At 69.3% G+C, this 23,481-nt stretch carries 21 protein-coding genes and 1 pseudogene; 8 read left to right on the top strand and 14 right to left on the bottom strand.

The genetic code is table 11. The features are described from left to right. The first annotated feature begins 26 nt into the window (after nucleotides 1-26). A complete protein-coding gene (locus N1032_RS13150; protein ID WP_259539550.1) occupies nucleotides 27-884 on the top strand; it encodes an alpha/beta fold hydrolase in 858 nt (285 codons plus the stop codon). Between the two features lie 55 nt (nucleotides 885-939). On the opposite strand, the gene N1032_RS13145 is transcribed toward N1032_RS13150, so the two are convergent. From N1032_RS13145 to purD, 5 genes and pseudogenes are all read right to left on the bottom strand, one after another. Then, nucleotides 940-1,584 carry a cyclodeaminase/cyclohydrolase family protein gene (locus N1032_RS13145; protein WP_259539549.1) on the bottom strand — a complete coding sequence of 215 codons (645 nt, stop codon included), beginning with the start codon at nucleotides 1,582-1,584 and terminating at the stop codon, nucleotides 940-942. A 201-nt stretch (nucleotides 1,585-1,785) separates the two neighbouring features. Beyond that, on the bottom strand, nucleotides 1,786-2,085 hold the full coding sequence (locus tag N1032_RS13140; protein WP_259539548.1) for a hypothetical protein: 300 nt from the start codon (nucleotides 2,083-2,085) through the stop codon (nucleotides 1,786-1,788). A gap of 102 nt (nucleotides 2,086-2,187) precedes the next feature. Further along, nucleotides 2,188-2,892 carry an alpha/beta fold hydrolase gene (locus N1032_RS13135; RefSeq protein ID WP_259539547.1) on the bottom strand — a complete coding sequence of 235 codons (705 nt, stop codon included), beginning with the start codon at nucleotides 2,890-2,892 and terminating at the stop codon, nucleotides 2,188-2,190. A gap of 88 nt (nucleotides 2,893-2,980) precedes the next feature. After that, on the bottom strand, nucleotides 2,981-3,928 hold the full coding sequence (locus N1032_RS28410) for a phosphoribosylaminoimidazolesuccinocarboxamide synthase (protein WP_407933038.1): 948 nt from the start codon (nucleotides 3,926-3,928) through the stop codon (nucleotides 2,981-2,983). 9 nt (nucleotides 3,929-3,937) lie between these two features. Then, nucleotides 3,938-5,212 (bottom strand): annotated as a pseudogene (gene purD / locus N1032_RS28405) (phosphoribosylamine--glycine ligase); the annotation flags it as partial. A 63-nt stretch (nucleotides 5,213-5,275) separates the two neighbouring features. On the opposite strand from purD, the gene N1032_RS13125 reads away from it, so the two are divergent. From N1032_RS13125 to N1032_RS13115, 3 genes are read left to right on the top strand one after another with little or no spacing between them, the layout of a single operon-like run. After that, entirely contained in the window at nucleotides 5,276-5,716 is a 441-nt protein-coding gene (locus tag N1032_RS13125) for a GNAT family N-acetyltransferase (RefSeq protein WP_259539545.1), read from the top strand. A 24-nt stretch (nucleotides 5,717-5,740) separates the two neighbouring features. Continuing rightward, on the top strand, nucleotides 5,741-6,118 hold the full coding sequence (locus N1032_RS13120; RefSeq protein WP_259539544.1) for a sterol carrier family protein: 378 nt from the start codon (nucleotides 5,741-5,743) through the stop codon (nucleotides 6,116-6,118). Between the two features lie 43 nt (nucleotides 6,119-6,161). Further along, nucleotides 6,162-6,545 carry a potassium transporter Trk gene (locus N1032_RS13115; RefSeq protein WP_259539543.1) on the top strand — a complete coding sequence of 128 codons (384 nt, stop codon included), beginning with the start codon at nucleotides 6,162-6,164 and terminating at the stop codon, nucleotides 6,543-6,545. 78 nt (nucleotides 6,546-6,623) lie between these two features. On the opposite strand, the gene N1032_RS13110 is transcribed toward N1032_RS13115, so the two are convergent. The 5 genes from N1032_RS13110 to N1032_RS13090 form a co-directional block, all read right to left on the bottom strand. Beyond that, on the bottom strand, nucleotides 6,624-6,821 hold the full coding sequence (locus N1032_RS13110; protein WP_259539542.1) for a DUF3073 domain-containing protein: 198 nt from the start codon (nucleotides 6,819-6,821) through the stop codon (nucleotides 6,624-6,626). A gap of 161 nt (nucleotides 6,822-6,982) precedes the next feature. Continuing rightward, on the bottom strand, nucleotides 6,983-9,016 hold the full coding sequence (locus tag N1032_RS13105) for an APC family permease (protein ID WP_259539541.1): 2,034 nt from the start codon (nucleotides 9,014-9,016) through the stop codon (nucleotides 6,983-6,985). A 139-nt stretch (nucleotides 9,017-9,155) separates the two neighbouring features. Then, the gene (locus tag N1032_RS13100) at nucleotides 9,156-9,290 is read right to left on the bottom strand and encodes a hypothetical protein (protein ID WP_259539540.1); all 135 of its coding nucleotides are present in this window, start codon (nucleotides 9,288-9,290) and stop codon (nucleotides 9,156-9,158) included. A gap of 118 nt (nucleotides 9,291-9,408) precedes the next feature. Further along, a complete protein-coding gene (locus tag N1032_RS13095) occupies nucleotides 9,409-11,394 on the bottom strand; it encodes a cell wall-binding repeat-containing protein (protein ID WP_259539539.1) in 1,986 nt (661 codons plus the stop codon). 30 nt (nucleotides 11,395-11,424) lie between these two features. Beyond that, nucleotides 11,425-14,127 (bottom strand): ATP-dependent DNA ligase, encoded by a 2,703-nt coding sequence (locus tag N1032_RS13090; RefSeq protein WP_259539538.1) that lies wholly within the window; start codon nucleotides 14,125-14,127, stop codon nucleotides 11,425-11,427. A gap of 69 nt (nucleotides 14,128-14,196) precedes the next feature. On the opposite strand from N1032_RS13090, the gene ku reads away from it, so the two are divergent. Continuing rightward, entirely contained in the window at nucleotides 14,197-15,222 is a 1,026-nt protein-coding gene (ku, locus tag N1032_RS13085) for a non-homologous end joining protein Ku (protein ID WP_259539537.1), read from the top strand. A 27-nt stretch (nucleotides 15,223-15,249) separates the two neighbouring features. On the opposite strand, the gene N1032_RS13080 is transcribed toward ku, so the two are convergent. From N1032_RS13080 to N1032_RS13070, 3 genes are read right to left on the bottom strand one after another with little or no spacing between them, the layout of a single operon-like run. Next, on the bottom strand, nucleotides 15,250-16,626 hold the full coding sequence (locus tag N1032_RS13080) for a putative Ig domain-containing protein (protein ID WP_259539536.1): 1,377 nt from the start codon (nucleotides 16,624-16,626) through the stop codon (nucleotides 15,250-15,252). 25 nt (nucleotides 16,627-16,651) lie between these two features. Next, nucleotides 16,652-17,968 carry an alpha/beta hydrolase gene (locus tag N1032_RS13075; protein ID WP_259539535.1) on the bottom strand — a complete coding sequence of 439 codons (1,317 nt, stop codon included), beginning with the start codon at nucleotides 17,966-17,968 and terminating at the stop codon, nucleotides 16,652-16,654. Beyond that, nucleotides 17,965-19,290, bottom strand: a complete 1,326-nt coding sequence (locus tag N1032_RS13070; protein ID WP_259539534.1) for a hypothetical protein — start codon at nucleotides 19,288-19,290, stop codon at nucleotides 17,965-17,967. Before N1032_RS13070 ends, N1032_RS13075 begins: the two co-directional genes overlap by 4 nt. 68 nt (nucleotides 19,291-19,358) lie before the next feature. Between N1032_RS13070 and N1032_RS13065 the strand changes: the two genes are divergently transcribed. After that, nucleotides 19,359-20,741 carry a glycine--tRNA ligase gene (locus N1032_RS13065; RefSeq protein ID WP_259539533.1) on the top strand — a complete coding sequence of 461 codons (1,383 nt, stop codon included), beginning with the start codon at nucleotides 19,359-19,361 and terminating at the stop codon, nucleotides 20,739-20,741. 45 nt (nucleotides 20,742-20,786) lie between these two features. On the opposite strand, the gene N1032_RS13060 is transcribed toward N1032_RS13065, so the two are convergent. Beyond that, nucleotides 20,787-21,350 (bottom strand): dienelactone hydrolase family protein, encoded by a 564-nt coding sequence (locus N1032_RS13060; protein WP_259539532.1) that lies wholly within the window; start codon nucleotides 21,348-21,350, stop codon nucleotides 20,787-20,789. 133 nt (nucleotides 21,351-21,483) lie between these two features. On the opposite strand from N1032_RS13060, the gene N1032_RS13055 reads away from it, so the two are divergent. Both N1032_RS13055 and N1032_RS13050 read left to right on the top strand, forming a co-directional pair. Continuing rightward, nucleotides 21,484-22,299, top strand: coding sequence for an ATP-binding cassette domain-containing protein (locus tag N1032_RS13055; protein WP_259539531.1), 816 nt, complete (start codon nucleotides 21,484-21,486; stop codon nucleotides 22,297-22,299). Between the two features lie 72 nt (nucleotides 22,300-22,371). Then, nucleotides 22,372-23,463 carry a sugar ABC transporter substrate-binding protein gene (locus N1032_RS13050; protein ID WP_259539530.1) on the top strand — a complete coding sequence of 364 codons (1,092 nt, stop codon included), beginning with the start codon at nucleotides 22,372-22,374 and terminating at the stop codon, nucleotides 23,461-23,463. The last annotated feature ends 18 nt before the right edge of the window (nucleotides 23,464-23,481 follow it).

Genomic DNA, 23,481 nt, shown 5'->3' with positions numbered 1-23,481 from the left:
GTCGCCCGCGCGGGCAGGGTGGGGGAATGTCGAGGGTTCGAGATCTGATCGAGGGTCTGCGTGACCCGCGCGCGCCGCTGCTGCACATCGCCGAAGACACCGGCGAGCCGGCGGGCGGCGGGGCGGCGGGCAGCGGGGCGGGGGGCGAGGCCAAGCCGGTCGTCGTGATGATCCACGGCATCGCCTCGTCGTCGAGCACCTTCTTCTACGTTTTGCCGCTCGTGCGAGAGACCCACCGCGTGATCGCCATCGACCTGCTGGGGTTCGGCGGGTCGCCGGCTCCGGATGACGCGGACTACACCCTCGAGGAGCACGTCGCCGCCATCGCGCACACGATCCGCTCGCTGCATCTCGAGCAGCCGTTCGTGCTGGTCGGGCACTCGCTCGGCACGCTCATCGGCGCCCGTTACGCCGCCACCCACGGCGACCACGTGCGCAGCCTCGTGCTCGTGAGCCCGCCGGTCTACCTGTCGCCGTCGGAGATCGGCGATCCTCGCGTGCGCCAGCGCATGGCGGGTTATCTGCAGGCCTACCAGTTCTTTCGCGAGAACAAGGACTTCACGATCGCCCGCGCCGCCTTCGTGTCGAAGCTGCTGCCGGTGGAGCACGTGATGGAGATCACCGAGAAGAACTGGGTGCCGTTCGTGAAGTCGATGTCGAACTGCATCGAGTCGCAGACGGTCATCAGCGACCTCGCCCGCGTCGATCAGCCGATCGAGATCGTCTACGGCCGGCTCGACGAATTCCTCGTGCCGGGCAATCTGGCCATCATCGAGAAGATGCGCAACGTCACCACGCACGTGGTGAACGTGAGCGACCACATGATCCGCAAGCCCATGGCGCGGGTGGTCGCCTCGGCGATCGACGCGGCATCCGTGGGCTGATCGCCCCGGCCGGTGCCGCTCAGTCGGTCGGCGGCGCCCGGTCGACTGGCGCCGCTCAGTCGGTCGGGGCCGCCCGATCGTCGATCGAGCGCGACAGGTCGTCGATGCGCGACAGCACCTGGTCGAACAGGGTGACGGTGGCGAAGAGCGCCGGATGCCCCAGCCGCACCTGCTCGAGGGTGTCACCCAGGTGCTCGAGAGCGCCGAGGTCGAAGCTGAGGTTGACGCGGCATCCGGAGATCGCGGCGCGCAGGGCGCCGAGCGCCACCGCCGCATCGGCGATCAGCGCGCGGTTGCCGTTCGCGGCGAGCCACTCGAGGTCGGGCAGCAGCTCGACGGCGCGTTCGCCGAGCGCGGCCGCAGCCCGAGCGCCCTGGATGCTCGCGGCCCGCACAGACTCGTCACGCTCGGGCCCGGCGGGCAGCCGGTAGGCGCCGCCGAACGAGTTCGAGGCGCTCGCGTCTTCGTCGGCCAGGGCGAGCGCGGCGAGCCGGTGCTCCCGCGCCCGCTCCAGGATGCGGTCGCGCTCGGGCGACGGCTCGGTGTAACCGGCCACCATCGACGTGAGGGCGGCCGCGATCGCCAGCATCACACCCGAGGCGGCGCCCCCGCCGGGTGACCCGTGCGACTGGGCGAGTGCCGCCATCCACGTCTCGACTCCCACATTGCGGGCGGATGCCTCGTGCGCCTCACTATCCATGCCCCCATTGTCTGCCGTCCCGCCCCCGCGCTGCCACCCGCCGCCGTGGGCTGCGACGCCCCGCAGTCCGCCGCGCTCTTCTTGTTCGTCCGCGCCCGTCAGGAGCGGCGCGCTCGAACAAGGAGGGCGCGATGCGGGGCAATGGGCGCGCCGACGGGGGCCGGGGGCAACGGGGCGCGACGCGACGCGCGGCGGAGCGCTCTAGTGCTGCGCGAGCACGCGAGCGCGGGCCGCCTGATACTCGTCGGGCGAGATGGCGGCGGAGGCGCGCAGGCGGTCGAGTTCGCCGAGGCGCTCCTCGGTGGAGCGTTCGGCGCTCAGGGCGTCGCTGTCGAGGAGTTTGGTGGCGAGGTCGGCCTGCAGGGTGAGCGGGTTGTGGCCCGAGCGCCTCACGCGCCGCGCGTTGGCGACCACCGACACGATGACCACCACGAACACGACCGCGATGATGGCGGCGACCACGACGAACAGTATGGGAAACAGACTCACGAGATCGGACACGATGGCCCCTTCCTGTCGTTCCCTCCAGCCTTGCGCGCTCGCCGACCGATCGACCCGATGGTCAGAAACCTCGGAGGAAACCAGAAACGGCCAGTAGCAGGCTCACCGCCCGACCGCGTCGAGGATGGCCTGCGCGAGTTCGGCCGGCTTCGTGAACTGCGGCCAGTGCCCGGTGGGCAACTCGACGATGGTCGCACGCTCCATGAGCGGCACCTCGCTGAAGTAGGGCACGCCGGCCGCGATGGCCCCGTCGATCTCGGCGCGGGTGAAGGTCGACGAGATCAGTGTGATGGGCACGGCGTAGCGCGCCGTGTCGAACAACTGCTGCGGGTCGTGAGCGACCCGCGCGGGCTCGGGCACCGCGATGCTGCGGAACCACGAGAGCTGCTCGTCGGAGAGATCACGCAGGTCGGCGTCGCCGAACTCCTCCCACGGTGGCAGGGGCGCGTCGGCGCCGGTGGCGTCGAGACGCTCGTTGATGGCCACGCCCTCGGGAGTCGGCCCGCTGTCGACGTAGATCGCCCGCGCGACGCGGTCGGGCCGGGCGTCGACGGCGCCGTGGATGATGGCCCCGCCGCCCGAATGCCCGACGAGCACCAGCTCGTCGGCGGGGTCGAGTTCATCGACGAGCGCCACCACCTCGGCGGTCTGCGAGGCGAGGGTCACGCCCGAGCGGTCGTCGTCGACCGAGCCGAGCCCCTGCAGCGTCGGCGTGTGCACAGTGAGGCCGGCGGCCTCGAGCGATGGCACGACCTCGGCCCACGAGTCGCCGCCGAGCCAGAAGCCGGGAATGAGGATGACGTTCATGGCCAGACCCTACTCCCGGCCGCCGACACCCCCGCCGACACAAGACTCAGACCGCTCCCGGCCGCCGACAGCCCCGCCGAAACGCGACTCAGGCGGCCCCCGTCAGCCGCGCCAGCAGCTCCCGGTAGCGCAGCACGGTCTGCTCCACGATCTCCTGCGGCAGCGTGGGCGGCGTGCCCGTCTGGTCCCAGTTCGCCGCGAGCCAGTTGCGCACGATCTGCTTGTCGAAGCTCGCGGTGCGCTCGCCGGAGTCGTAGGCGGCGGCATCCCAATATCGGCTCGAATCGCTCGTCAGCACCTCGTCGGCCAGCGTGATCTCGCCCGTCTCGGGGTCGCGGCCGAACTCGAACTTCGTGTCGGCGAGAATCACCCCGCGCGCCTCGGCGATGGCGGCGGCGCGGCGGTAGACCTCGAGCGACAGGTCGCGCAGAGCCGTCGCCGTCTCGAGCCCCACCAGCTCAACGGTGCGCTCGAACGTGATGTTCTCGTCGTGCTCACCCATCGGCGCCTTGTAGGCGGGCGTGTAGATGGGCTCGGGCAACCGGTCGCCGTCGTGCAGCCCGGGCGGCAGCGCCACGCCGCACACGCTCTGGCTCGCCTGGTACTCCTTCCACCCGCTGCCCGAGAGGTAGCCGCGCACCACGCACTCGATCGGGAACATCTCGAGCGACTTCACCACCATCGACCGCGCCGTGATCTCCGCCGGAACCGGCGGCAGCCCGGCATCGTCGCCCACCAAATGGTTCGGCACCCCCTGCAACTGGTGGAACCACCAGCGGCTGAGCTCGGTGAGCAGCTCACCCTTGCCATGGATGCCCGGCTCGAGCACGTGGTCGAACGCACTCACGCGATCGCTCGCCACCACGAGCAGAGCGGCGGGGGCGGCATCCGGTGCCGTCGTCTCGGGCACGAACAACTCGCGAACCTTGCCGCTGTAGAGGTGGCGCCAGCCGGGTGCTGCCGAGGCGCCGGCTCCGGATGCCGCGGCCGAGCTCTGCGGCGAGACGCCCGAGTCCCCGGCACGCGCCCCGGCCACAGCGTCCGCCCTCACCACCTTCGCGGCGATGTCGGTGCGGTGCTGCGACCCCTCGAGATGGATGCCGTCGATCGCCGCGTAGACGCGGTCCCGCGCGAGCGCGAAGTCGGGCGCGGTGGCGACGACGCTCAGCACGCGGCCGCCGGTGGCGCGCAGGCGGTCGCCGTCACGATCGGTGGCGGCGTGCATCACGGTCACGCCCTCGAAGCCGGTGCTGCCGGGGCCGAGCGCGTCGAGCCCGGTGATGACGCGGCCGGTGACGGGTGACCCGGGGTAGTTCTCGCTCGCCAGCACGACCGTGACGGCGACGTCGTCGCGGAACACCGGGCGCTCGTGCTCGCCCAGTGTGCCGGTCGCCGCCGCGAACAGCAGGCCGCTCAGCGGGGTCTCGAGCCTGGGCAGCACGACCTGCGTCTCGGGGTCGCCGAAGCGGGCGTTGAACTCGATCACACGAACGCCCTTGGCGGTGAGGATGAGACCGCAGTAGAGCAGGCCGATGAACGGCGTGCCCTCGGCCGCGAGCTGACGCACGGTCGGCAGGGCGATGGTGTCGATCACCTCGTCGACGAAGGCCTTCTCGCTGCCGAACCGCTCGTCGAGCCAGGGCAGGGGGGAATAGGCGCCCATTCCGCCGGTGTTGGGGCCCTCGTCGCCGTCGAGAAGGCGCTTGTAGTCCTGCGCAGGCGAGAGCGGCGCCACCGAGTGCCCGTCGCTCAGCAGGAACAGCGACACCTCCTCGCCGTCGAGGAACTCCTCGATCAGCACCTCGCCGTGCTCGAGCCAGTGCCGCGCGTGGGCGGTGGCCTCGGCGAGATCGTTCGTGACCAGAACGCCCTTGCCTGCCGCGAGCCCGTCGGCCTTCACCACGTAGGGCGCGCCGTAGTCGGCGAGCACCGCCTCGGCCTCGGCGAGGGTCGACGCGTTCTGTGCACGCCCGGTCGGCACGCCGGCCGCCTGCATGATGCGCTTCGCGAAAGCCTTGCTGCCCTCGAGTGCCGCCGCCTCGCGACCGGGGCCGAACACCGGGATGCCGCGGGTGCGCAGGGCGTCGGCGACGCCCGCCACCAAGGGCGCCTCGGGCCCGATCACCACGAACTGCACGTCTTCGGCCAGCGCGTAGTTCGCCACCGCCTGCGGGTCGTTCGGGTCGAGCTCGACGGTGGTCACGTCGGCGGCGATGCCGGCGTTGCCCGGAGCGGCGATGATCTCGTGCGCCTGCTCGCCGAGCAGCGCGGTGATGATGGCGTGCTCGCGCGCGCCGGAGCCGAGGACCAGAATTTTCACGGCTCCAGCCTAGGGTGTGGCGCGGGCGGGCACCTGGCCGGGCGCCGCGAGTAGCGTGGGGGCATGACGGTGCAGATCGAGCGGGTGACGGATGCTCGCGCCCTCGCCCGCGGTGCCCACCTCTTCGACGAGGCGGTCGACGACTCCGCGGCACGGCGGTTCCTCTCCAGCCCCACGCACCACCTGCTGTTCGCCTACCGCGCGGGCGATGCCGACCTGGCGCATCCCATCGGCATGATCTCGGGCGTCGAGACCACCCACCCCGACCACGGCACCGAGATGTTCCTCTACGAACTCGGCGTCGACGACGAGTTCCGGCGCCAGGGCGTGGCGACGGCCCTCGTGCACGCGCTCGCCGACCTGGCGCGCGACCGGGGCTGCTATGGCATGTGGGTCGGCACCGAGCCCGACAACGAGGCCGCGCTGGCCACCTATCGCGCAGCCGTGCCCAGCCGGGTGGAGCCCTTCGTGTCGTTCACCTGGACGTTCGACGACCCCGCCTGAATCCCTGGCGGGTAGCGTTGAGGCATGGGCAAGGCACGCATCGGCGACAGCGAGGGCAACGCGGCGGTGAGCGCCGCGACGGGTGATTTCGAGGGCGCGAGCCGCGACATCCGGGCCACCGCCGTTCGTTACCTGCTGCAGCTGCTGGCGGAGCGCGCCGAGGGCAACTCGGTGGAGGTGCGGGTGCCGCCGTTCGGCGCCGTGCAGTGCATCGAGGGGCCGGGGCACACCCGCGGAACGCCGCCGAACGTGGTGGAGATGGATGCCCGCACCTGGCTCGAGCTCGCCACCGGCAGCCTCAGCTGGGCGGAGGGCCGGGCGGCGGCGCGCATCCACGCGTCGGGCCAGCGCGCCGATCTCACCGGCTACGTTCCGGTCGTGCACCGACGTTCTGAACCCTGATCTCGCGCACGCCGCTTTCAGGCGGGTGCGGGAGAATGGAGGGGTGAGTGATCGTCGTGAAGAGACTGCCTCGGTTCGCCGGGCGCCCCGCTACTACCGTTTCATGGCGGTGGGGCTGGCCGTCGGTGTGATCGTGACGCTCATGCTGACCTTCGGGTTCCCCGAGCAGGAGGACTTCAACCGGCTGCAGGTGTTCGGCTTCGTCGGGCTCTTCGTGGTGGCGATCTGCGTCGGGCTCGGTGCCGTGGTGGCGATCGTGATCGACCGCGCGAGCCGCCGGCGCGCACGCACCGTGAAGGTCGAGCGCGTCGAAGAGCACGAGAAGCCCGCGTCTGCTCCTGCTTCCGCTTCCGTGCCCGCCGAGGGCGAGCCGGTCATCGAGATGATCGCCGAGCCGGTCAAGCCCGAGAACGACGAAAGGGCCTGACCCTCAGCGGATCAGACCCTCTGGTGCCGAGAAGCGCTGTGGAGCGCTCGCGTCGCCGCGGAGTGACGGGTCGGAGCGTCAGGCGCGCTTCTGCTCGTCTTTCGGCTCGAACGAATCGTCGGAATCGTCGTCTTCTTCGATCCACTTCGAGTAGTCGGGCTCACCGGCTTTGCCCGTGAGTTCACGCTCGAGCGCCGAATAGTTCGTGTCGGGGCTGAAGTACTTCAGCTCGCGAGCGACCTTCGTGTGCTTTGCCTTCTGACGGCCACGCCCCATGCGAGACCCCCTCACGAATCGGGCCGGGGGCATACGCCACCCGGATGAGACGAATAACTACGAAAACTTGCGTCAGTTTAGCACGCAGGGTCCCCACGAATTTCAGTCCGTGCACCTATTGCCAGCGTGGCGTCAGGCTCGTCGCCGGCGTGGCGTCAGGCTCAGCCCCGGGTGCGCTTTCGGGCCGCCATCGCCTCGGCGTGCGGGCGGCGCACGACGGGGCGCACGGGCTCGCCGCGGCGCTCCTGGCCGGGCAGCGGCCGAGACCGCCGGCCGTAGAGCAACTCCGACGAGTCGAGCAGCCAGGGCACCAGCGCGATCGTGACGCCGTGCACGAGCATCAGCTTCTTGCGGATGCGCCGGGCCTTGTGGTTGTGCAGGATCGTCTCCCACCAATGACCCACGATGTAGATGGGCGTGTAGACCGTCACCACCTCGCCGCCGTGCTCGGCCTGGTGCTTCATGATGTACTTCGCCAGCGGCACGGCCACGTCGCGGTAGGGCGACTCGATGATGTTGAGCGGCACCTCGATGTTCATCGCCTGCCAGTCCTTCTCGAGCTGGGCGGTCTGCTCGTCGTCGATCGAGAGGTGCACCGCCTCGATCGAGTCGTGCCGGGCGGCGATGGCGTAGTCGAGGGCCTTGAGCACGGGCTTCTGCATGCGGCCCACGAGCACCACGGCGTGGTCGCCGGTGGCGCCGAACGTCGTGGTGGGGTCGACCTCGACCTCTTTGTTGACGTCGCGGTAGTAGCGGTTGACGCCCATCATCAGCAGGAACAGCACGGGCATGATGGCGAACACGAGCCAGGCGCCGTGGGTGAACTTGGTGATGGTCACCACGATCAGCACGATCGCCGTGAACACCGCTCCCACCGCGTTGATCGCGAGCGAGCGGATGACGGCGCCGCGGTCGCTCGCGCCCTCGCGGAGCATCCGCACCCAGTGCTTCACCATGCCGGTCTGCCCGAGGGTGAACGACACGAACACGCCGATGATGTAGAGCTGGATCAGCTGGGTGAGGTTCGCCTGGTAGACGATCAGGATGGCGGTGGCGGCGAGGGCCAGCACGATCATGCCGTTCGAGAACACCAGGCGGTCGCCGCGGGTGAGCATGGCCTTGGGCGCGTAGCTGTCTTTCGCCAGCACGGAGCCGAGCAGCGGGAAGCCGTTGAACGCCGTGTTGGCCGCCAGCAGCAGCACCGCGGCTGTGGCGGCCTGGATGACGAAGAACATGATCGAGTTGTTGCCGAACGTCGCGGCCGCCACCTGCGCCATCAGGCTGCGCTGCGGTGTCGTCTCGCAGTTCTCGAAGCCCACCAGGTGGCAGGCGTTCTCGGCGTAGTGCACTCCCGAGATGAGCGCGATGGCGGTGAGCCCGGCGAACAGGCAGATGGCGATGCCGCCCATGAGCACGAGGGTGCGCTGGGCGTTCTTGATCTTCGGGGTGCGGAACGCGGGCACGCCGTTCGAGATGGCCTCGACGCCGGTGAGGGCGGAGCATCCGCTCGAGAACGCGCGCAGCAGCAACAGCACCATCGCGGCCTGCGTGAGTTGATCGGCCTTCACCTCGAAGCCGGCCGACTCCGACACCGGGGCGTCGCCGAAGGCGGTGCGCGCGAGCCCGATCAGGATCATCACGGCCACGCTCGCCACGAACACGTAGGTCGGAATGGCGAAGGCCTTGCTCGACTCGCGCACCCCGCGCAGGTTGACAGCCATCAGCAGCACGACGAAGCCGACCGCGATCTCGACCCGCCACGGGTTCAGCTCGGGGATGGCCGAGATGATGTTGTCGACGCCCGATGCGACCGACACGGCCACGGTGAGCACGTAGTCGACGAGAAGAGCGGATGCGACGACGAGACCGGCCTTCTCACCCAGGTTCTTGTGGGCCACCTCGTAGTCGCCGCCGCCCGACGGGTAGGCCTTGACGAGCTGGCGGTAAGACGCGACCACCACGATCAGCAGCAGCACGACGGCGGCCGCGACCCAGGGCGCGAAGGTCAGAAAAGAAAGTCCTCCGATGAGGAGGATCATGAGCAGTTCTTGCGGCGCGTAGGCGACGGATGAGAGTGGGTCGCTGGCGAAAATGGGGAGCGCGAGTCGCTTGGGGAGCAGCTGACCCTCGATCTTGTCGCTCGGCAGAGGATCGCCGATCAACCAGCGTTTCGCCGAGCGGGTTTCGTTAACCACGAGTGAGAACACTACTCTCGCGAAAGGGCCTGTCAAGTTGAACGGGGCCCGGTTTATTCCCGATCAAATCGACGATCATGAAAAACGCCGCGCGGCGCGTTCTCGCGCGCCGCACGGCGTCTCGTGACGTGATGATCGGCTACTCGTCGCCGGGGATCTCGCTGTCGGTGTATTCGCCCGCTTCGGGCTCCGGCTCGATCACGTTGTCTTCTTCGGTGTCGGTGTATTCGCCGTCGCGTTCCCCGCGACCTTCGTGTTCTTTCCTGTCGGTCATGAGATCCTCCTCGATTGTCTGGCCGTTGGCTTGCTCGTGAAGCTACCACTCGCGCCCGACCCGGGCCAGAGCCCCGCCCGCCATCCGCACGGATGTGCAACCGGGCCCGGCCTGCAACTCACCGTAGATAGCCCCGCAAGCTCTCATAGACCGCGTCGCTGATGGTGTTGGGGCCGCCGAGCACGATGAGGCGGGTGGGGTGGAGTTGGGTGAGGGCGGTGGTGGTGGCGGTGGGGAGGGTGTCTTTGGTGGTGAGGAGTACGGGTGCGTTGTTGTCGGCGGCGGCGGGGGAGCCGGAGAGGGCGTCGGGGAAGACGGCGCCGGAGGCGATGTAGACGGTGTCGGTGCCGGTGGGGTAGGTGGCGGTGGCGGTGGTGGCGGCGACGTCGAAGCGGTCGGCGCCGGCGAGGCGGACGGTGGGGGCGTAGTCGCGGAGGTGGTTCTCGAGGTCGGTGGTGATGGTGTTGGGGCCGCCGAGGATGATGATGGCGAGGGGGTGGAGGCGGGTGAGTTCGTCGGTGGTGGCTTTTGGCAGGGTGTTCTTGGTGGTGAGGAGCACGGGGGCGTGTTTGGCGCCGGCGACGGCGGAGCCGGCGAGTGCGTCGGGGAAGACTTCTCCGGATGCGACGTAGGCGAGGTCGAGGCCGGGGGTGAAGGTGTCGTGGGAGACCTCGGCGGCGACGGCGTAGCGGTCGGGGCCGGCGAGGCGGGTGACGGTAGGGCTGTAGGCGGCGAGGGTGGTGAGCACGGTGTCGTTGATGCTGGCGGTGCCGCCGAGGACGATGATCTTCTTGGGTTTCAGCCGGGTGAGTTCGGTGCGGATGCTGGTGGGGAGGGTGTCGGTGGCGGTGAGGAGCACGGGTGCTCCGCGGGAGCCGGCGGCGGCGGAGCCGGAGAGGGCGTCGGCGAATGCGGTGCCCGAGGCGATGTAGGCGACGTCGACCCCGGGCGAGAACTCCGCGGCCGAGATCGCGGCGGACACCTCGAACCGGTCAGCCCCACCCCGACGCGACAGAGTCCCCGTGCTGTCGACGACGGCCACGGTGTTCGATGTCTCCCCGGTGACGAAGGCTTGATGGTGCACCGGATCCGCGGCGATGCCCCTGATGCCGGTGCCGTAGTCGCCATCGGTTCCGGAGCGCATGATGCCGGTGACGTTCAAGGTGACCGTGTCGAACGCCGTGATCTGAGTGTTCGACGCGACTAACAGCTGGTGGCTGGCACTGTCCACGCTCACAGCCTCAGGCGTGTCTCCGATCCCGTTCGCCGGGTCATGCGGAAGCACAGCTATGACCGTGTCAGTCGTCGTGTCGATCACCGAGACGGTGCCGCTGGCATAGTTCGACACGAAGGCGCGGTGGGCGTCTTGGTCGATGGCGATCTGTGACGGCTCTGAGCCGATCCCGCGCGTCTCGTCGTGCGGCAGCACCGTGATCACAGAGTCACTCGTGGTGTCGACGACGGAAACGGTGTCGTCGCCGTTGTTGGCCACATATGCGCGGTGCGTGGTGGCGTCGACGGCGACGTCCGTCGGCTGGGAACCGATCCCGTTCGTGGCGTCGTGGGGAATGACCTTGAGGACGGTGTTCGTGGCCGTGTCGATGACGGAGACGACCGATTTCAGAAGGCTGGAGACATAGGCGCGACCGGATGTCGTGTCGACGTCGATGGCGTACGGTACGTCGCTGAATCCCGTCGACGGAATCACGGTCGTCACCCGATTCGTGATGGTGTCGATCACCGAAACCGTGGCGCTGCCGGAGTTGACCACATACGCCTGATGGTGGGCGGCGTCGATGGCCACGGCGCGAGCGCCGGTGAATGTTCCCGGGACGGTCGTGGTCAGCGTTCGCGTGCGGGTGTCGATCACGCTCACGGTGTCATTCGCGCTGTTCGCGACATACGCCTGCTGGGTGTCCGGGTCGACAGCCACGCCGAAGGGACCCGCCTCGCGCCCACCGGCCGACGGAACGGGAATCAGCGCCGTCACGAACACCGCCGCCGAAGCCGGGCTCACTGAGACCGGCAGCACGACGACGCCGACGAGGAGCGCCGCGACCACCGAAACCGTCGCGGCAACCCTGACGACCAAAGATGAGTACATCTCATCATCGTATCAGCCCGAGCGAAAGTGTCACCCCTCGCGGCGCACCTCGCCGGGCGACTTGTCGGGGCGCCATCCGCGCCACGACGGCTGGCGCAGCCGGTCGGTGTCGGTCCACTCGGCGAACTCCACCTCGCCCACCAGCTTCGGGGTCACCCAGTTCGCGTCGCGCGCGTCGATCGAGGGCACGTCGTCGAACGGCGACGTCTTGCGGGCGAGCTTCGCGAGCGTGCCGGTCACGGCGTCGAGGTCGCGCTCGCTGAACCCCGTGCCCACGCGACCCACGTAGTGCAGCCGGCCCTCGGCATCCGGAACCCCCATCAACAGCGAACCGATCTGCGTCGCCCGACGGCCCTTGCCGGGGCGCCAGCCGCCGATCACCACCTCCTGGGCGAGGTGGTGCTTGAGTTTGATCCACGAGCGCGAGCGCCCGCCGGTGGAGTAGGTGCCGTCGCGGCGCTTGGCCATGACGCCCTCGAGCCCGAGCTCGCGGCTCGACGACATGGCGTGCCCGAGGTCGCCGTCGAACGCGGGCGGCACGTGCAGCGGCCCGTCGCTCTCGGGCGCGGTCTCGGTGAGGATGCGGCGGCGCTCGTCGTAGTCCTTCTTCACGAGCGATCGGCCGTCGAGGTCGAGGATGTCGAACAGCATCAGATCGACCTTCGTCGTGGCCCGCGCGGCCTCGACGTCTTTGGGTTTCGAGAGGCCCATGCGCTGCTGCAGGCGGCCGAAACTGGGCCGGCCCCGATGGTCGAGGGCCACGATCTCGCCGTCGAGCAGCAGCGTGCGGCCGGCGAACACCCGCGCGAGAGCCTCGGTCAGCTCGGGGTAACCGGCCGTCACGTCGTTGCCGTTGCGGGTGCGCAGCGTGACCACCCCGTCGTCGATCGCGACGAGGGCCCGGATGCCGTCCCACTTCATCTCGAAGGCGTAGTCGGCCTCGTCGTCGATGTCGGCCGCCGTGCCGAGGGTGGCGAGCATCGGCTTCACCGACGCCAGCCGCCTCGCCGTCTCGCGCGAGGTGGCGGCCCGGGCAGCGGTCGCGTCGGCCGGGGATCCGCTCGCGCCGGCCGGGGCGTCGGCCGCCTTGCCGCGGGGCTCGCCGCTCTTCGCGCCGCGTTTCTCACGGGCTCCGGATGCCGCGGCGGCGGTGTCGGCCTCGGGCACCATTCTGTGGATCAACCAGTTCTTCTCCGAGCTCTTGTCGGCCCCGCCGCGGCCGGTGTGGATGAGCGCCACCTTCACCGGGTCGCCGAGCCCGCCCGACGGCTGGCCGTGCAGGGTGACGATCACCTCTTTGCCGTCGCGCCACTTCTCGAGGTCGTAGGTGCCGAAGTCCCAGATCACGACGGATCCGGCGCCGTATTCGCCCGAGGGGATGGTGCCCTCGAAGGAGCCGTACTCCATGGGGTGATCTTCGGTCTGCACGGCGAGATGGTTCTGTTTCGGGTCGTCCGGAACCCCCTTCGGCAGCGCCCAGGAGACGAGCACGCCGTCGTGCTCGAGCCGGAAGTCCCAGTGCAGGCGGCGGGCGTGGTGCTCCTGGATGACGAACGAGCGGCCGTCGGTCGACGCCGGCCGCGCCGCGGGCACGGGCTCTGGGGTCTTGGCCTGGTCGCGCTTGGAGCGGTAGACCTCGAGGCGGTCGCGGTCGCTGCTGCCGGCGTGGTCGTCGGTTCGGGAGGAGGTGCGCGCGGCTGAGGCTCTCGCGGCGCCAGTGCTGCGCTGCTCCTCCCGAACCGACGGCCGCGCCGACGCCGGGGACGGATGCGCGTCGGGCTGGTCGTCGGCGCCCTGGTTCGAATGCCACTCGCCGGCCGGCGCCTCGACCGCGCCGGGAGCCTCGGCGCTCTCGGCGAGCGGGTCGGAGCGCCGCTTCATGCGCGCGAGCACCTCGTCGAGCTCGAGCTGGCGCAGATCTTTCGACGCGAGTTCGCGCCAGGTGCGCGGCACGGCGACGGTCGGGCGCGACCGGCCGCGCAGCGAATAGGGGCAGATCGTGGTCTTGTTGCCGTTGTTCTGGCTCCAGTCGACGAGCACCTTGCCGACGCGCAGGGTCTTCTTCATGTCGCTCACCACGAGATCGGGGTGGTCGGCCTCGAGCGCCCGGGCGAGTTCGTGCGCCACCGCCGAGACCTGGTCGGAGGTCTGCGACCCGTCGAGGGCGGCATAGAGGTGGATGCCCTTGCTGCCGCTGGTCACCGGCACCGGCGACAGCCCCATGTCGCGCAGGATGCCGCGGGCGAGCTTCGCCACCTCGACGCACTCGGGCAGGCCCGTGCCCTCGCCCGGGTCGAGGTCGATCACGAACCGGTCGGGGTTCTTCTGCCGGCCCTGCGCGTCGACCCGCCACTGCGGCACGTGGATCTCGAGCGCTGCGATCTGCGCGAGCCACGCCAGCGTGGCGGCGTTGTTGACGAGCGGGTAGACGTTCTCGTGGTCGGAGTGCTGGATGGCGACGCGCTTCACCCAGTCGGGCGTGCCCTCGTCGAGGTTCTTCTGAAAGAACACCTGCTCCGGATGCTCGAGCGTGCCCACCCCGTGCACCCAGCGCTTGCGCGTGGCCGGCCGGTTGCGGGAGTGCGGAATGAGCACGCTCGCGATCTCGGCGTAGTAGCGCAGCACGTCGGCTTTGGTGGTGCCGGTCTCGGGGTAGAGCACCTTCTCGAGGTTGGTGATGCGCAGCCGGTGGCCGCCGACCGTGACCGTCTGCTCGTTCGATTTCGCCGCCATGTCATCATCCTGGCCCCCAAAAGCGGCCCGGACTATGTGAAAAGACCCGGTGCGGGGTCTAATTGAGGTATGCGATCGATCTGGAAGGGCGCGATCACCTTCGGGCTCGTCAACGTGCCCGTGAAGGTCTACAGCGCCACCGAAGACCACGACATCTCGCTGCACCAGGTGCACGACAAAGACGGCGGGCGCATCCGCTACCAGCGCCGGTGCGAGATCGACGGAAAGATCATCGAATACGATCACATCGCCCGTGCCTACGACGACGGCGATCGCACCGTCATCCTCACCAAAGAAGACCTGTCGTCGCTGCCCGAGGAGCGCAGCCGCGAGATCGAGGTGGTGGAGTTCGTGCCGAGCGAGCAGATCGACCCCATCATGCTCGACAAGAGCTACTACCTCGAGCCCGACTCGAAGTCGCCGAAGGCCTACGCGCTGCTGCGCAAGACCCTCGAATCCACCGACCGCACCGCCATCGTGCACTTCGCCTTGCGCCAGAAGACCAGGCTCGGGGCGCTGCGGGTGCGCGGCGACGTGCTCGTGCTGCAGTCGCTGCTCTGGGACGACGAGGTGCGCGAGGCCGCCTTCCCGGCACTGGATGAACCAACTCGCGTCTCGTCGCAGGAACTCGACATGGCCATGTCGCTCGTCGACCAGTTCGCCACCGACTTCGCGCCCGAGAAGTTCACCGACGACTACCAGGAGCAGTTGCGCACCCTGATCGAGGCCAAGCTCGCCAAGGGCGACGCGATGGACACCGACGAGACCTTCGGCCGCGAGCCCGGCGAGGGCGACGGCGGCGGCGAGGTGCTCGACCTCATGGAGGCGCTGCGCCGCTCGGTCGACAAGAGCCGCTCTGGCTCGGGCAGCTCGGGCTCGGGCAGCTCGAGTTCAGGCGGATCGGGTTCAAGCGGATCGAAGTCGAAGTCGAAGACCGAGGCGACGGATGCCGACGACGACGATTCCGCGAACGACGACTCCGGCAGCGGCTCGACGAAGAAGGCCCCCGCCAAGCGGACTGCGGCCAAGAAGCCCGCGGCGAAATCTGCGGCCGCCAAGACGCCGGCTGCGCGCAAGTCGACCAAGGCCTCCTGAGCCCGACCGCAGCGGAGCCCGCCACCCTCAGAGTTCCGGCGGCAGCACCGTGAGCGTGAGCTCGGCCGTCGCCACGGCGCGCCCGCCCGTCGACGCGGTGATCACGAGCCCGTAGACGCCCGGGGGCGAGCTGACCGGCCCGCTGAGCACGCCGGTCGCCGGGTCGAGCGAGAGCCCGGCGGGAAGGGACTCGCCCTTGGCCGGCGCGAGCGAGAATTCCGGCGACGGGATGCCGGTGGTGGTGATCGTCACGGAGTAGGCCGCGTTCTGGTGGGCATCGGGAAGGCTGCTCGTGGTGATGCCGGGGACCGGCGCGATCGTGTCGCCGATGACGCTCACCGTGCCGTCGGCCGAGTTGGCCACCAGGCCGACACCTGTGCTCGCCTCCACCGCGACCGCGCTCGGCCGGTGACCGATGCCGTCGGCGGCGCCGAGGACGGCGATGCGGTGGTAGTCATCGGCGTCGACCACCGTCACGGTGTCGTCGCCCGAGTTCACCACGTAGACCCGTCGTCGAACCTCGTCGATCGCCACTGCGGAGGGCTGGTGCCCGATGGCCGAGGCCGAAGCCAGCAGCCGATCGGCCGCGTAGGTTCGCGTGTCGATCACGCTGACCGTGTCGTCGCCGGCGTTGGTGACGAAGACATGATGGGTGGTGGCGTCGACGGCGACCCCTCGAGGCGTTCGGCCGACAGCCGAGCTGAGGTCGTTGAGCATCCGCAGCACCTTCGGCAGCCGCGTCTCGACGACGGAGACCGTGTCGTCGCCCGAGTTGGCGACGAAGGCGCGGTGCACGGTCTCGTCGATCGCGATGCCGGCCGGCCCCCGGCCGATGCCGATCACCGTGCCGAACGGGATGACGGAGACCACGCGATCGGTGGAGGTGTCGATCACGGCCACCGCCCAGTCTCCGTGCTCCGTGACCATGACACGATGCCGACTCTCGTCGACGGCGACACCGGTCGGCTCGCGGCCGATGCCGGTGCCCACAGCGTGCGCGATGACCGACACCACCGAGGCCGTCGAGGTGTCGATCACCGAAACGGTGCCGCTGCCCGTGTTGGCGACGTAGGCCCGATGCGCACTCTGGTCGACGGCGATGCCCGATGGCCCGTCGCCGATGCCGCTCACCGGATCGTGGAGGATCACCCCGATCACGGTGTTCGAGGACGTGTCGATGACCGAGACGGTGCCGTCGGCGGAGTTGGTGACGAAGGCGCGCCCGAGGCCCTGGTCGATGGCGATTCCCGCGGGCTCACCCCCGACCCCGTGCGTGGGGTCATGCGGGATCACCGCGGAGGCGACGTGAGCATTCGCGGGCAACGACAGGGTGAGGGATGTCAACACCCCGGCCAGAGCGAGGATGCACACGAAGGGCCGGCGGGTAACGTGAGCAAAACTCATGTCAAGAACGCTAGCATCGCCTCTCTCACGCAGCAAGACCCCAGCGGGGGTAGAGCAGCTCGAACGCGCGCGCGAAGCCGTATTCGATGGTGGCCGACTCGTGCCCGGTGCCGGGGGAGACGACGAGGTGCGCCTGCATGCCGGCGTCGCGCGCGGCGGCCGAGAGGGTGCGCGACGCCGTGAGGTAGGGCTCGTCGTCAGACCCGTCGGCGAAGATCGCGAGGGTGTCGGCATAGAGCGCGGCCGTGGCCGGGTCGGCGGCCCCGCGCGCGAGGAGCACGAGGGGCTTCGCCGCGTCGAAGTCGGCCTGCGACCCGCCGAAACCCTCCTCGAGCGTCTCGGCGTCGGAGCCGAGGTCGGGCTCGAGCTCGCCCGAGATGTCGACCACGCTGCCCCACACCGCCGGGAACCGCGCCACCGATGCGATGGCGCACTCGCCGCCGTTCGAGAAGCCGGCCAGCGCCCACGACCGCCGGTCGGGCACCACGTTGAAGGTGCGCGCGATGAACGCGGGAACGTCGACGTTCACGTAGGTCTGCGCGTCGCCCTGGTAGCCGTCGACGCAGAGCGGGTTGTTGCCCGACGACCCGCCGAGGTGGTCGACCGACACCACGATGGGCGCGAGCCCCTCATGGGTTGCCGCGAACCCGTCGAGCACCGAACCGATGTCGGCGACATCCGGAGCCCCCGGCTGTCCGCTCAGGAACACGACCACCGGCAGGGCCGGCGCCGCCGGAAGCTGTGCGGCAGGCGGCAGGTAGACCACCGCGTTGCGGGGGGTGAACCCGGGGTCGGAGGCGGGGATCGCCACCGACCGGTGGATGCTCGTCGCGGGCATCGCGGCCGGCGGCACCCACGACTCCGCGAGCGGGCCGGGCGGGTTGGTCGAGTGCGGGGCGAGGGCCGCGACATCCAGCGGCTGCTCGATCTGGATGTCGAGCAGATCGCCCACGTTCTTCAGCACCCCGAAGTCGGCCGAGATGCCGAGAGTGGTGGTGACGCCGAAGAGCGCGATGCCGAACACCGCGATCAGCTTGCGCCACCAGCGCGAGCGCCAGAGGTTCACGATGGCCAAGGCGACGGAGGCCCCGGCCGCCACGATCCACAGCCGGGCCGTGAGGGTCATCGGCGAGTTGAAGACGTTCAGCAGGTCTTGCACGATGAAGGTCGCGACGAGGGCGATCAGGATGCCGCCACCGAGGGCGCTCGCGACCGTCACGATCCATCGGCGAGTGGGCGGCCGCAACAGGAGGTAGACGAACACGGCCGCGGCGAGCAGGTAGGTGCCCCAGAGCACGGGGCCGTCGACGATGCGGATCGAGAGGATCCAGGCGCCGGTCACTCCGATCCGCGCCCGGGTTCGATCATGCCGTGCTCGACTTCGCCGGGGTGCGGGGAGGTGCTGTGCCCGTGCGGGATCGGGGCACCGGGGTGGCTGATCGGCGCAGGGCCGGAGGGTGCGGCGTGCTCGGCGTCGGCCTCCACGTCGACCGGCGCTCCCGCCGTGGCGCGGTAGGCCGAGCGCACCGAGAGCGCCGTGCGCGCCTCGCGGAACAGCGGGTCGTAGAACTTCGCGCGGTAGGCGCTGTTGGTGGTGACCGAGACGAGGAAGTTGAGCGACGACACGCACGACAGGAAGATCGAGGTCTTCACGAGCGCCCAGGTGAACGGCAGCTCGATGCCGAGCACGCTGAGGGTGGTCGCCCGGGCGCCGACCCACTCCTCGAGCACCTCGGCCGAGAACGCCAGCACCCCGAGGGCGAGCAGGAAGACGCACACGAGCACCGCGAAGATGAACACCTGAAAGCCCAGGGCGAGCACGAACACGGTCTCGAAGTTGAAGCGCTCGAACCGACTGAGACGCGGACCACCCGCGGCGGCGCGCTCCTCGAGGCCGGGCAGCCGGGTCGATCGCACCGCCTCGATGCGCTCGGTGCGATCGATGCGCTGCTCGAGACCGTGCATCTCGGAGTGGGTGATGGGAATCACGAAGAGCAGACCGAGCACCACGAAGAACACGGCGACCGCGAACAGCCGGCCGGCCGACATCGTGCTCGTCACCTCCCAGAGCGGGCGGGCGAAGAACGCGAACACGACCACGAGCATGAGGATGGGCAGGGCCCTCGTGGTGAGGGTGCCGATGGCCGCCACCTGCCGCAGGGCCGACCGCACCGCCCAGGCCACGAGGGAGCCGATGCCGAGCCACGTGAACAGGTAGGCGAGGCCGACGATGAGCAGGTCGCCGACGAAGGCCGTGACGAAGTCCTCGACCGGAGAGGTGAAGAGCTCGGCGACGGGCACGACGACGACGAACAGCCCGAGCAGGCCCAGTGCGACGGGCAGGCGGGCGCGCGGGAACCGCCGCAGCACCCGGGAGGCGAGGGCAGAGAGCACGATCGGCAGCACGAGGGCGGCGAGCAGCACGATCAGCACCAGCGCGAACAGCAGCACCCCGATGGCCGGGTCGTCGGTGTCGACGTCGAAGTCGATGGTGAGCAGGATGGTCAGCGACAGATCAGCCAGCAGCACGAAGAGGATGAAGGGCGCGATGCGGATGGTCAGCCGGTCGCCCCAGGCCCGTGCGCGCACGAAATAGGGCAGCCCCTCGCGTCGCAGCCAGCTCTCGGCTGCGCGGTCGACGTCTCGGTCGCTCTTCTCGCGCATCTTCCCCCCATTAGAATTGTCGCTGATCCAACGCGAGCAGCCGGCCGCGTGGAGTTACCGGAGCCTACATGCCTGCCTCACGCCTCGATTCTGTCATCGCCCTCGCCAAGCGCAGGGGATTCGTCTTCCCGACGGGCGAGATCTACGGCGGAACCCGGTCGGCGTGGGACTACGGGCCCCTCGGCGTCGAACTCAAAGAGAACATCAAGCGCCAGTGGTGGAAGTTCATGGTGCAGGGTCGCGACAACGTCGTGGGCCTCGATTCCGCCGTCATCCTGCCCCGCCAGGTGTGGGAGGCCTCGGGCCACGTCGAGGTGTTCACCGACCCGCTGGTCGAGTCGCTGCACACGCACAAGCGCTACCGAGCCGACCACCTCTTGGAGGCCTACGAGGAGAAGCACGGGCATCCGCCGGTCAACGGCCTCGCCGACATCCGCGACCCCGACACCGGCCAGCCCGGATCGTGGACCGAGCCCAAGAACTTCTCGGGCCTCATGAAGACCTATCTCGGCGCCGTCGACGACGAGAGCGGCATGGCCTACCTGCGCCCCGAGACCGCGCAGGGCATCTTCGTCGACTTCAACGCCGTGCTGAACTCCAGCCGCCAGAAGCCGCCGTTCGGCATCGGCCAGATCGGCAAGAGCTTCCGCAACGAGATCACGCCCGGCAACTTCATCTTCCGCACCCGCGAGTTCGAGCAGATGGAGATGGAGTTCTTCGTCAAGCCCGGCGAAGACGAAGAGTGGCACCAGTACTGGATCGACCAGCGCTTCCAGTGGTACGTCGATCTCGGCATCGACCCCGAGAACCTGCGCCTGTTCGAGCACCCGAAAGAGAAGCTCTCGCACTACTCCAAGCGCACCGTCGACATCGAGTACAAGTTCGGCTTCACCGGGTCGGCGTTCGGCGAGCTCGAGGGCGTGGCCAACCGCACCGACTACGACCTCTCGACGCACTCGAAGGCCTCCGGCACCGACCTGTCGTACTTCGACCAGACCACGGGCGAGCGCTGGACCCCGTACGTGATCGAGCCCGCGGCCGGCCTCACGCGCTCGCTGATGGCGTTCCTCGTCGACGCGTTCCACGAAGACGAGGCCCCGAACACCAAGGGCGGAGTCGACAAGCGCACCGTGCTGAAGCTCGACCCGCGGCTCGCCCCGGTGAAGGCGGCCGTGCTGCCGCTCTCGCGCAACGAGGCCCTCTCGCCGCTAGCCCGCACGCTCGCTGCCGACCTGCGCAAGAACTGGAACGTCGACTTCGACGACGCCGGCGCCATCGGCCGCCGCTACCGCCGTCAAGACGAGGTGGGCACCCCGTTCTGCATCACGGTCGACTTCGACTCGCTCGACGACAACGCGGTGACCGTGCGCGAGCGCGACTCGATGGCGCAGGACCGCATCTCGCTCGACCGCCTCACCGGCTACCTCGCCGAGCGTCTCGTCGGAGCCTGAGCCGCCGGGCTGCGCCCTGCTCGATCCGGGGGCCTCGCCCTCGCCTCAGTGCCGGGCGAGCCAGTCGACCACGTTGTCGGCCAGCCGCTGCGCCAGGTCGGGCTGGAACGTCGGCAGGTCGTTGAGGGCGAACAGGTGATCGGCGGTGGGATAGAGGTGGAGCTCGCCCTCGGAAGCCTCCTCGATCAGCGCCTTGGCGACATCCGGTTCGAACCATTCGTCGCGCGCGCCACCGTGCACGGCGAGGGGAACGGATGCCGGCCACGGCACGCCGAATTCGGCCGAGGGCACGCAGGCGTCGAGCAGGATGGCGCCGCGCGCGCCGGGTCGCGTCTGCGCGAGCTTCTGGGCGGGCACCGCGCCCAGGGAGAAGCCCGCATAGACCAGGTCGGGCGGCAACGACCCTGCCGCGGAGTCGCCCCGCCGCACGATCTCGTCCATGCCGAGCTCGTCGCGATAGGCGAGTCCCTCGCTCAGCACGCTGAACGTGGTGCCGTCGTAGTAATCGGGCGTGTGCACGACGTGACCCTCACCGCGTAGGTGGTCGGCGAAGGCGACGACCCCCGGCGTGAGGCCGTAGGCGGCGTGGAACAGCAGGATCTCGCTCATGCTCGGCAGCGTACGCCGTGGGCTTTGCCGAGACCACCACAGAACTCGTACTTGCACTCCGGAGGAATCGGGGATATCTTTTTGAAACGTTTTACATAGAACGTTTTAGATTCCACAACAACGAGGTTGCCCGATGTCTGACACCACTTCCACCGCGACCGACTTCGCGCTGAGCGCAAGCCACATCACCCGCCGATACGGCGCCGTCGTCGCTCTGGCCGATGCCTCGATGCAACTGCGCCGCGGTGAGGTCATGGGTCTCGTCGGTGACAACGGGGCGGGCAAGTCGACGTTCCTCAAGATTCTCTCGGGTGCCGTCATCCCCGACGGCGGCGACATCGTCGTCGGTGGTTCGCCGGTGTCGTTCCGCCGCCCCTCCGACGCCCTCGAGGCCGGCATCGAGACCGTCTACCAAGACCTCGCCCTCGTCGACACCATGTCGGCGGTGCAGAACGTCTACCTCGGCCGCGAAGAGCTGTCGAAGAACCCGTTCCTGCGTCTGCTCAACGTGGTGAACGACGGCGGCATGCGCAAGCGCTCGCGCGAGGTGCTGACCGAGCTCGGCGTCGGCATCCAGTCGGTCAACGTGTCGGTGAAGGGCATGTCGGGCGGCCAGCGCCAGTGCCTCGCCATCGCGCGAGCCCTGCTCTGGGGCCGTCAGATCGTCATCCTCGACGAGCCGACCGCCGCCCTCGGCGTGCGCGAGTCGGCCCAGGTGCTCGAGCTCATCGGCCGCCTGCGCGACCACGGCGTGAGCGTCATCCTGGTCAGCCACAACATGCAGCAGCTCGTGCAGGTCGCCGACCGCGTCACGGTCATGCGCCTCGGCCGCACCATCGCCACCCGCGATGTGGCCGACATCACCCCCGAAGGCATCGTCGGTCTCATCACCGGCGCCATTCCTGCGGACGTCTCGACGCCCGAGGACAGCGCGACCATCGTCCACTGACGACCGCGCGCCCACACCACCACCACCAACACCCTCGCAATCCCTACCCATCTCATTGAGGAGAACACTGCAATGACGCACTTCACCCGCGGGCGCCTCGCCCGCCTCGGACTGGTCGGCGTGGCCGCCGCCAGTCTTCTGCTGGCCGGCTGCAGCACGGTCGGCAGCACGTCTGACGCCGGCTCGAGCGACGCGGCCGACGACGGCACCTTCACCGTCGGCTTCGCCGTGGGCGGCCAGCCCGACGCCGACTGGCAAGACCTGCAGGGCGACGTCGCCAAGGGTCTCGCCGACCAGCGCGGCTGGGACTTCGTGGAGCTGTCGAACGACAACAGCGAAGCGACGGCCACCAAGAACGCCGACATCTTCATTCAGAAGGGTGTCGACATGGTCATGATGTTCAACGGCCAGCCCTCGGCCAACCCGGTCATCGCCAAGAAATACGCGGATGCCGGCATCCCGGTGGTCACGTTCGACATCGCGCAGCCCGGCTGGTACTTCGTCGGCGTCGACAACGCCGCAGCAGGCACCGACGGCGGCACCGCGCTCGGCGAGCTCGCCAAGGAGAAGTGGGACTGCAAGGTCGACCTGGTGATCGAGGCCGAGGGCACCGCCGCCGGCCAGATCAACACCTGGCGCACCGGCAACGCCGCTGACGCCATCGGCACGGTCTGCCCCGACATCCCCGAAGAGAACTACGTCAAGTACGAGGCCGACGGCAACCTCACCACGTCGCTCGCCAACGCCCCCGGCGTCTTCGCCGCGCACCCGGATGCCAAGAACATCCTCGTCGTGGGCCTGAACGACCAGGCCGTGGTCGGCGCGCTTCAGGCTGCTACGCAGCTCGGCCGCGACGGCTCGATCATGGGCTGGGGCCAGGACGGCGGCCTGATCACCGGGCCGAACGTCGACCCCAACCTCGTGGGCAGCGTCATGTACTTCCTCGAGGGCTACCCCGCCTCGGCCTTCGAGATCGCCGACGAGATCGCCGCCGGCAACCCGCCGGCCGTGAAGGACACCGGTGACGACGCGGCCGCCAGCGTGAAGCCGTGCGCCGTGACGGCCGCCGAGGCCGCCGCCATCCCCGACATCAACGAGCGCGTCAAGGAGCTCGCCTCCGCGCCCAAGGGCACCTCGGAGTACGACCTCTACTGCAAGTCCTGATCGACCATCCTGATCGAT

The organism is Herbiconiux daphne (assembly GCF_024979295.1).
Taxonomy (GTDB): domain Bacteria; phylum Actinomycetota; class Actinomycetes; order Actinomycetales; family Microbacteriaceae; genus Herbiconiux; species Herbiconiux daphnes.
The sequence above is the reverse complement of the archived record's forward strand: the minus strand, read 5'-3'. Positions and strand labels throughout refer to the sequence as shown.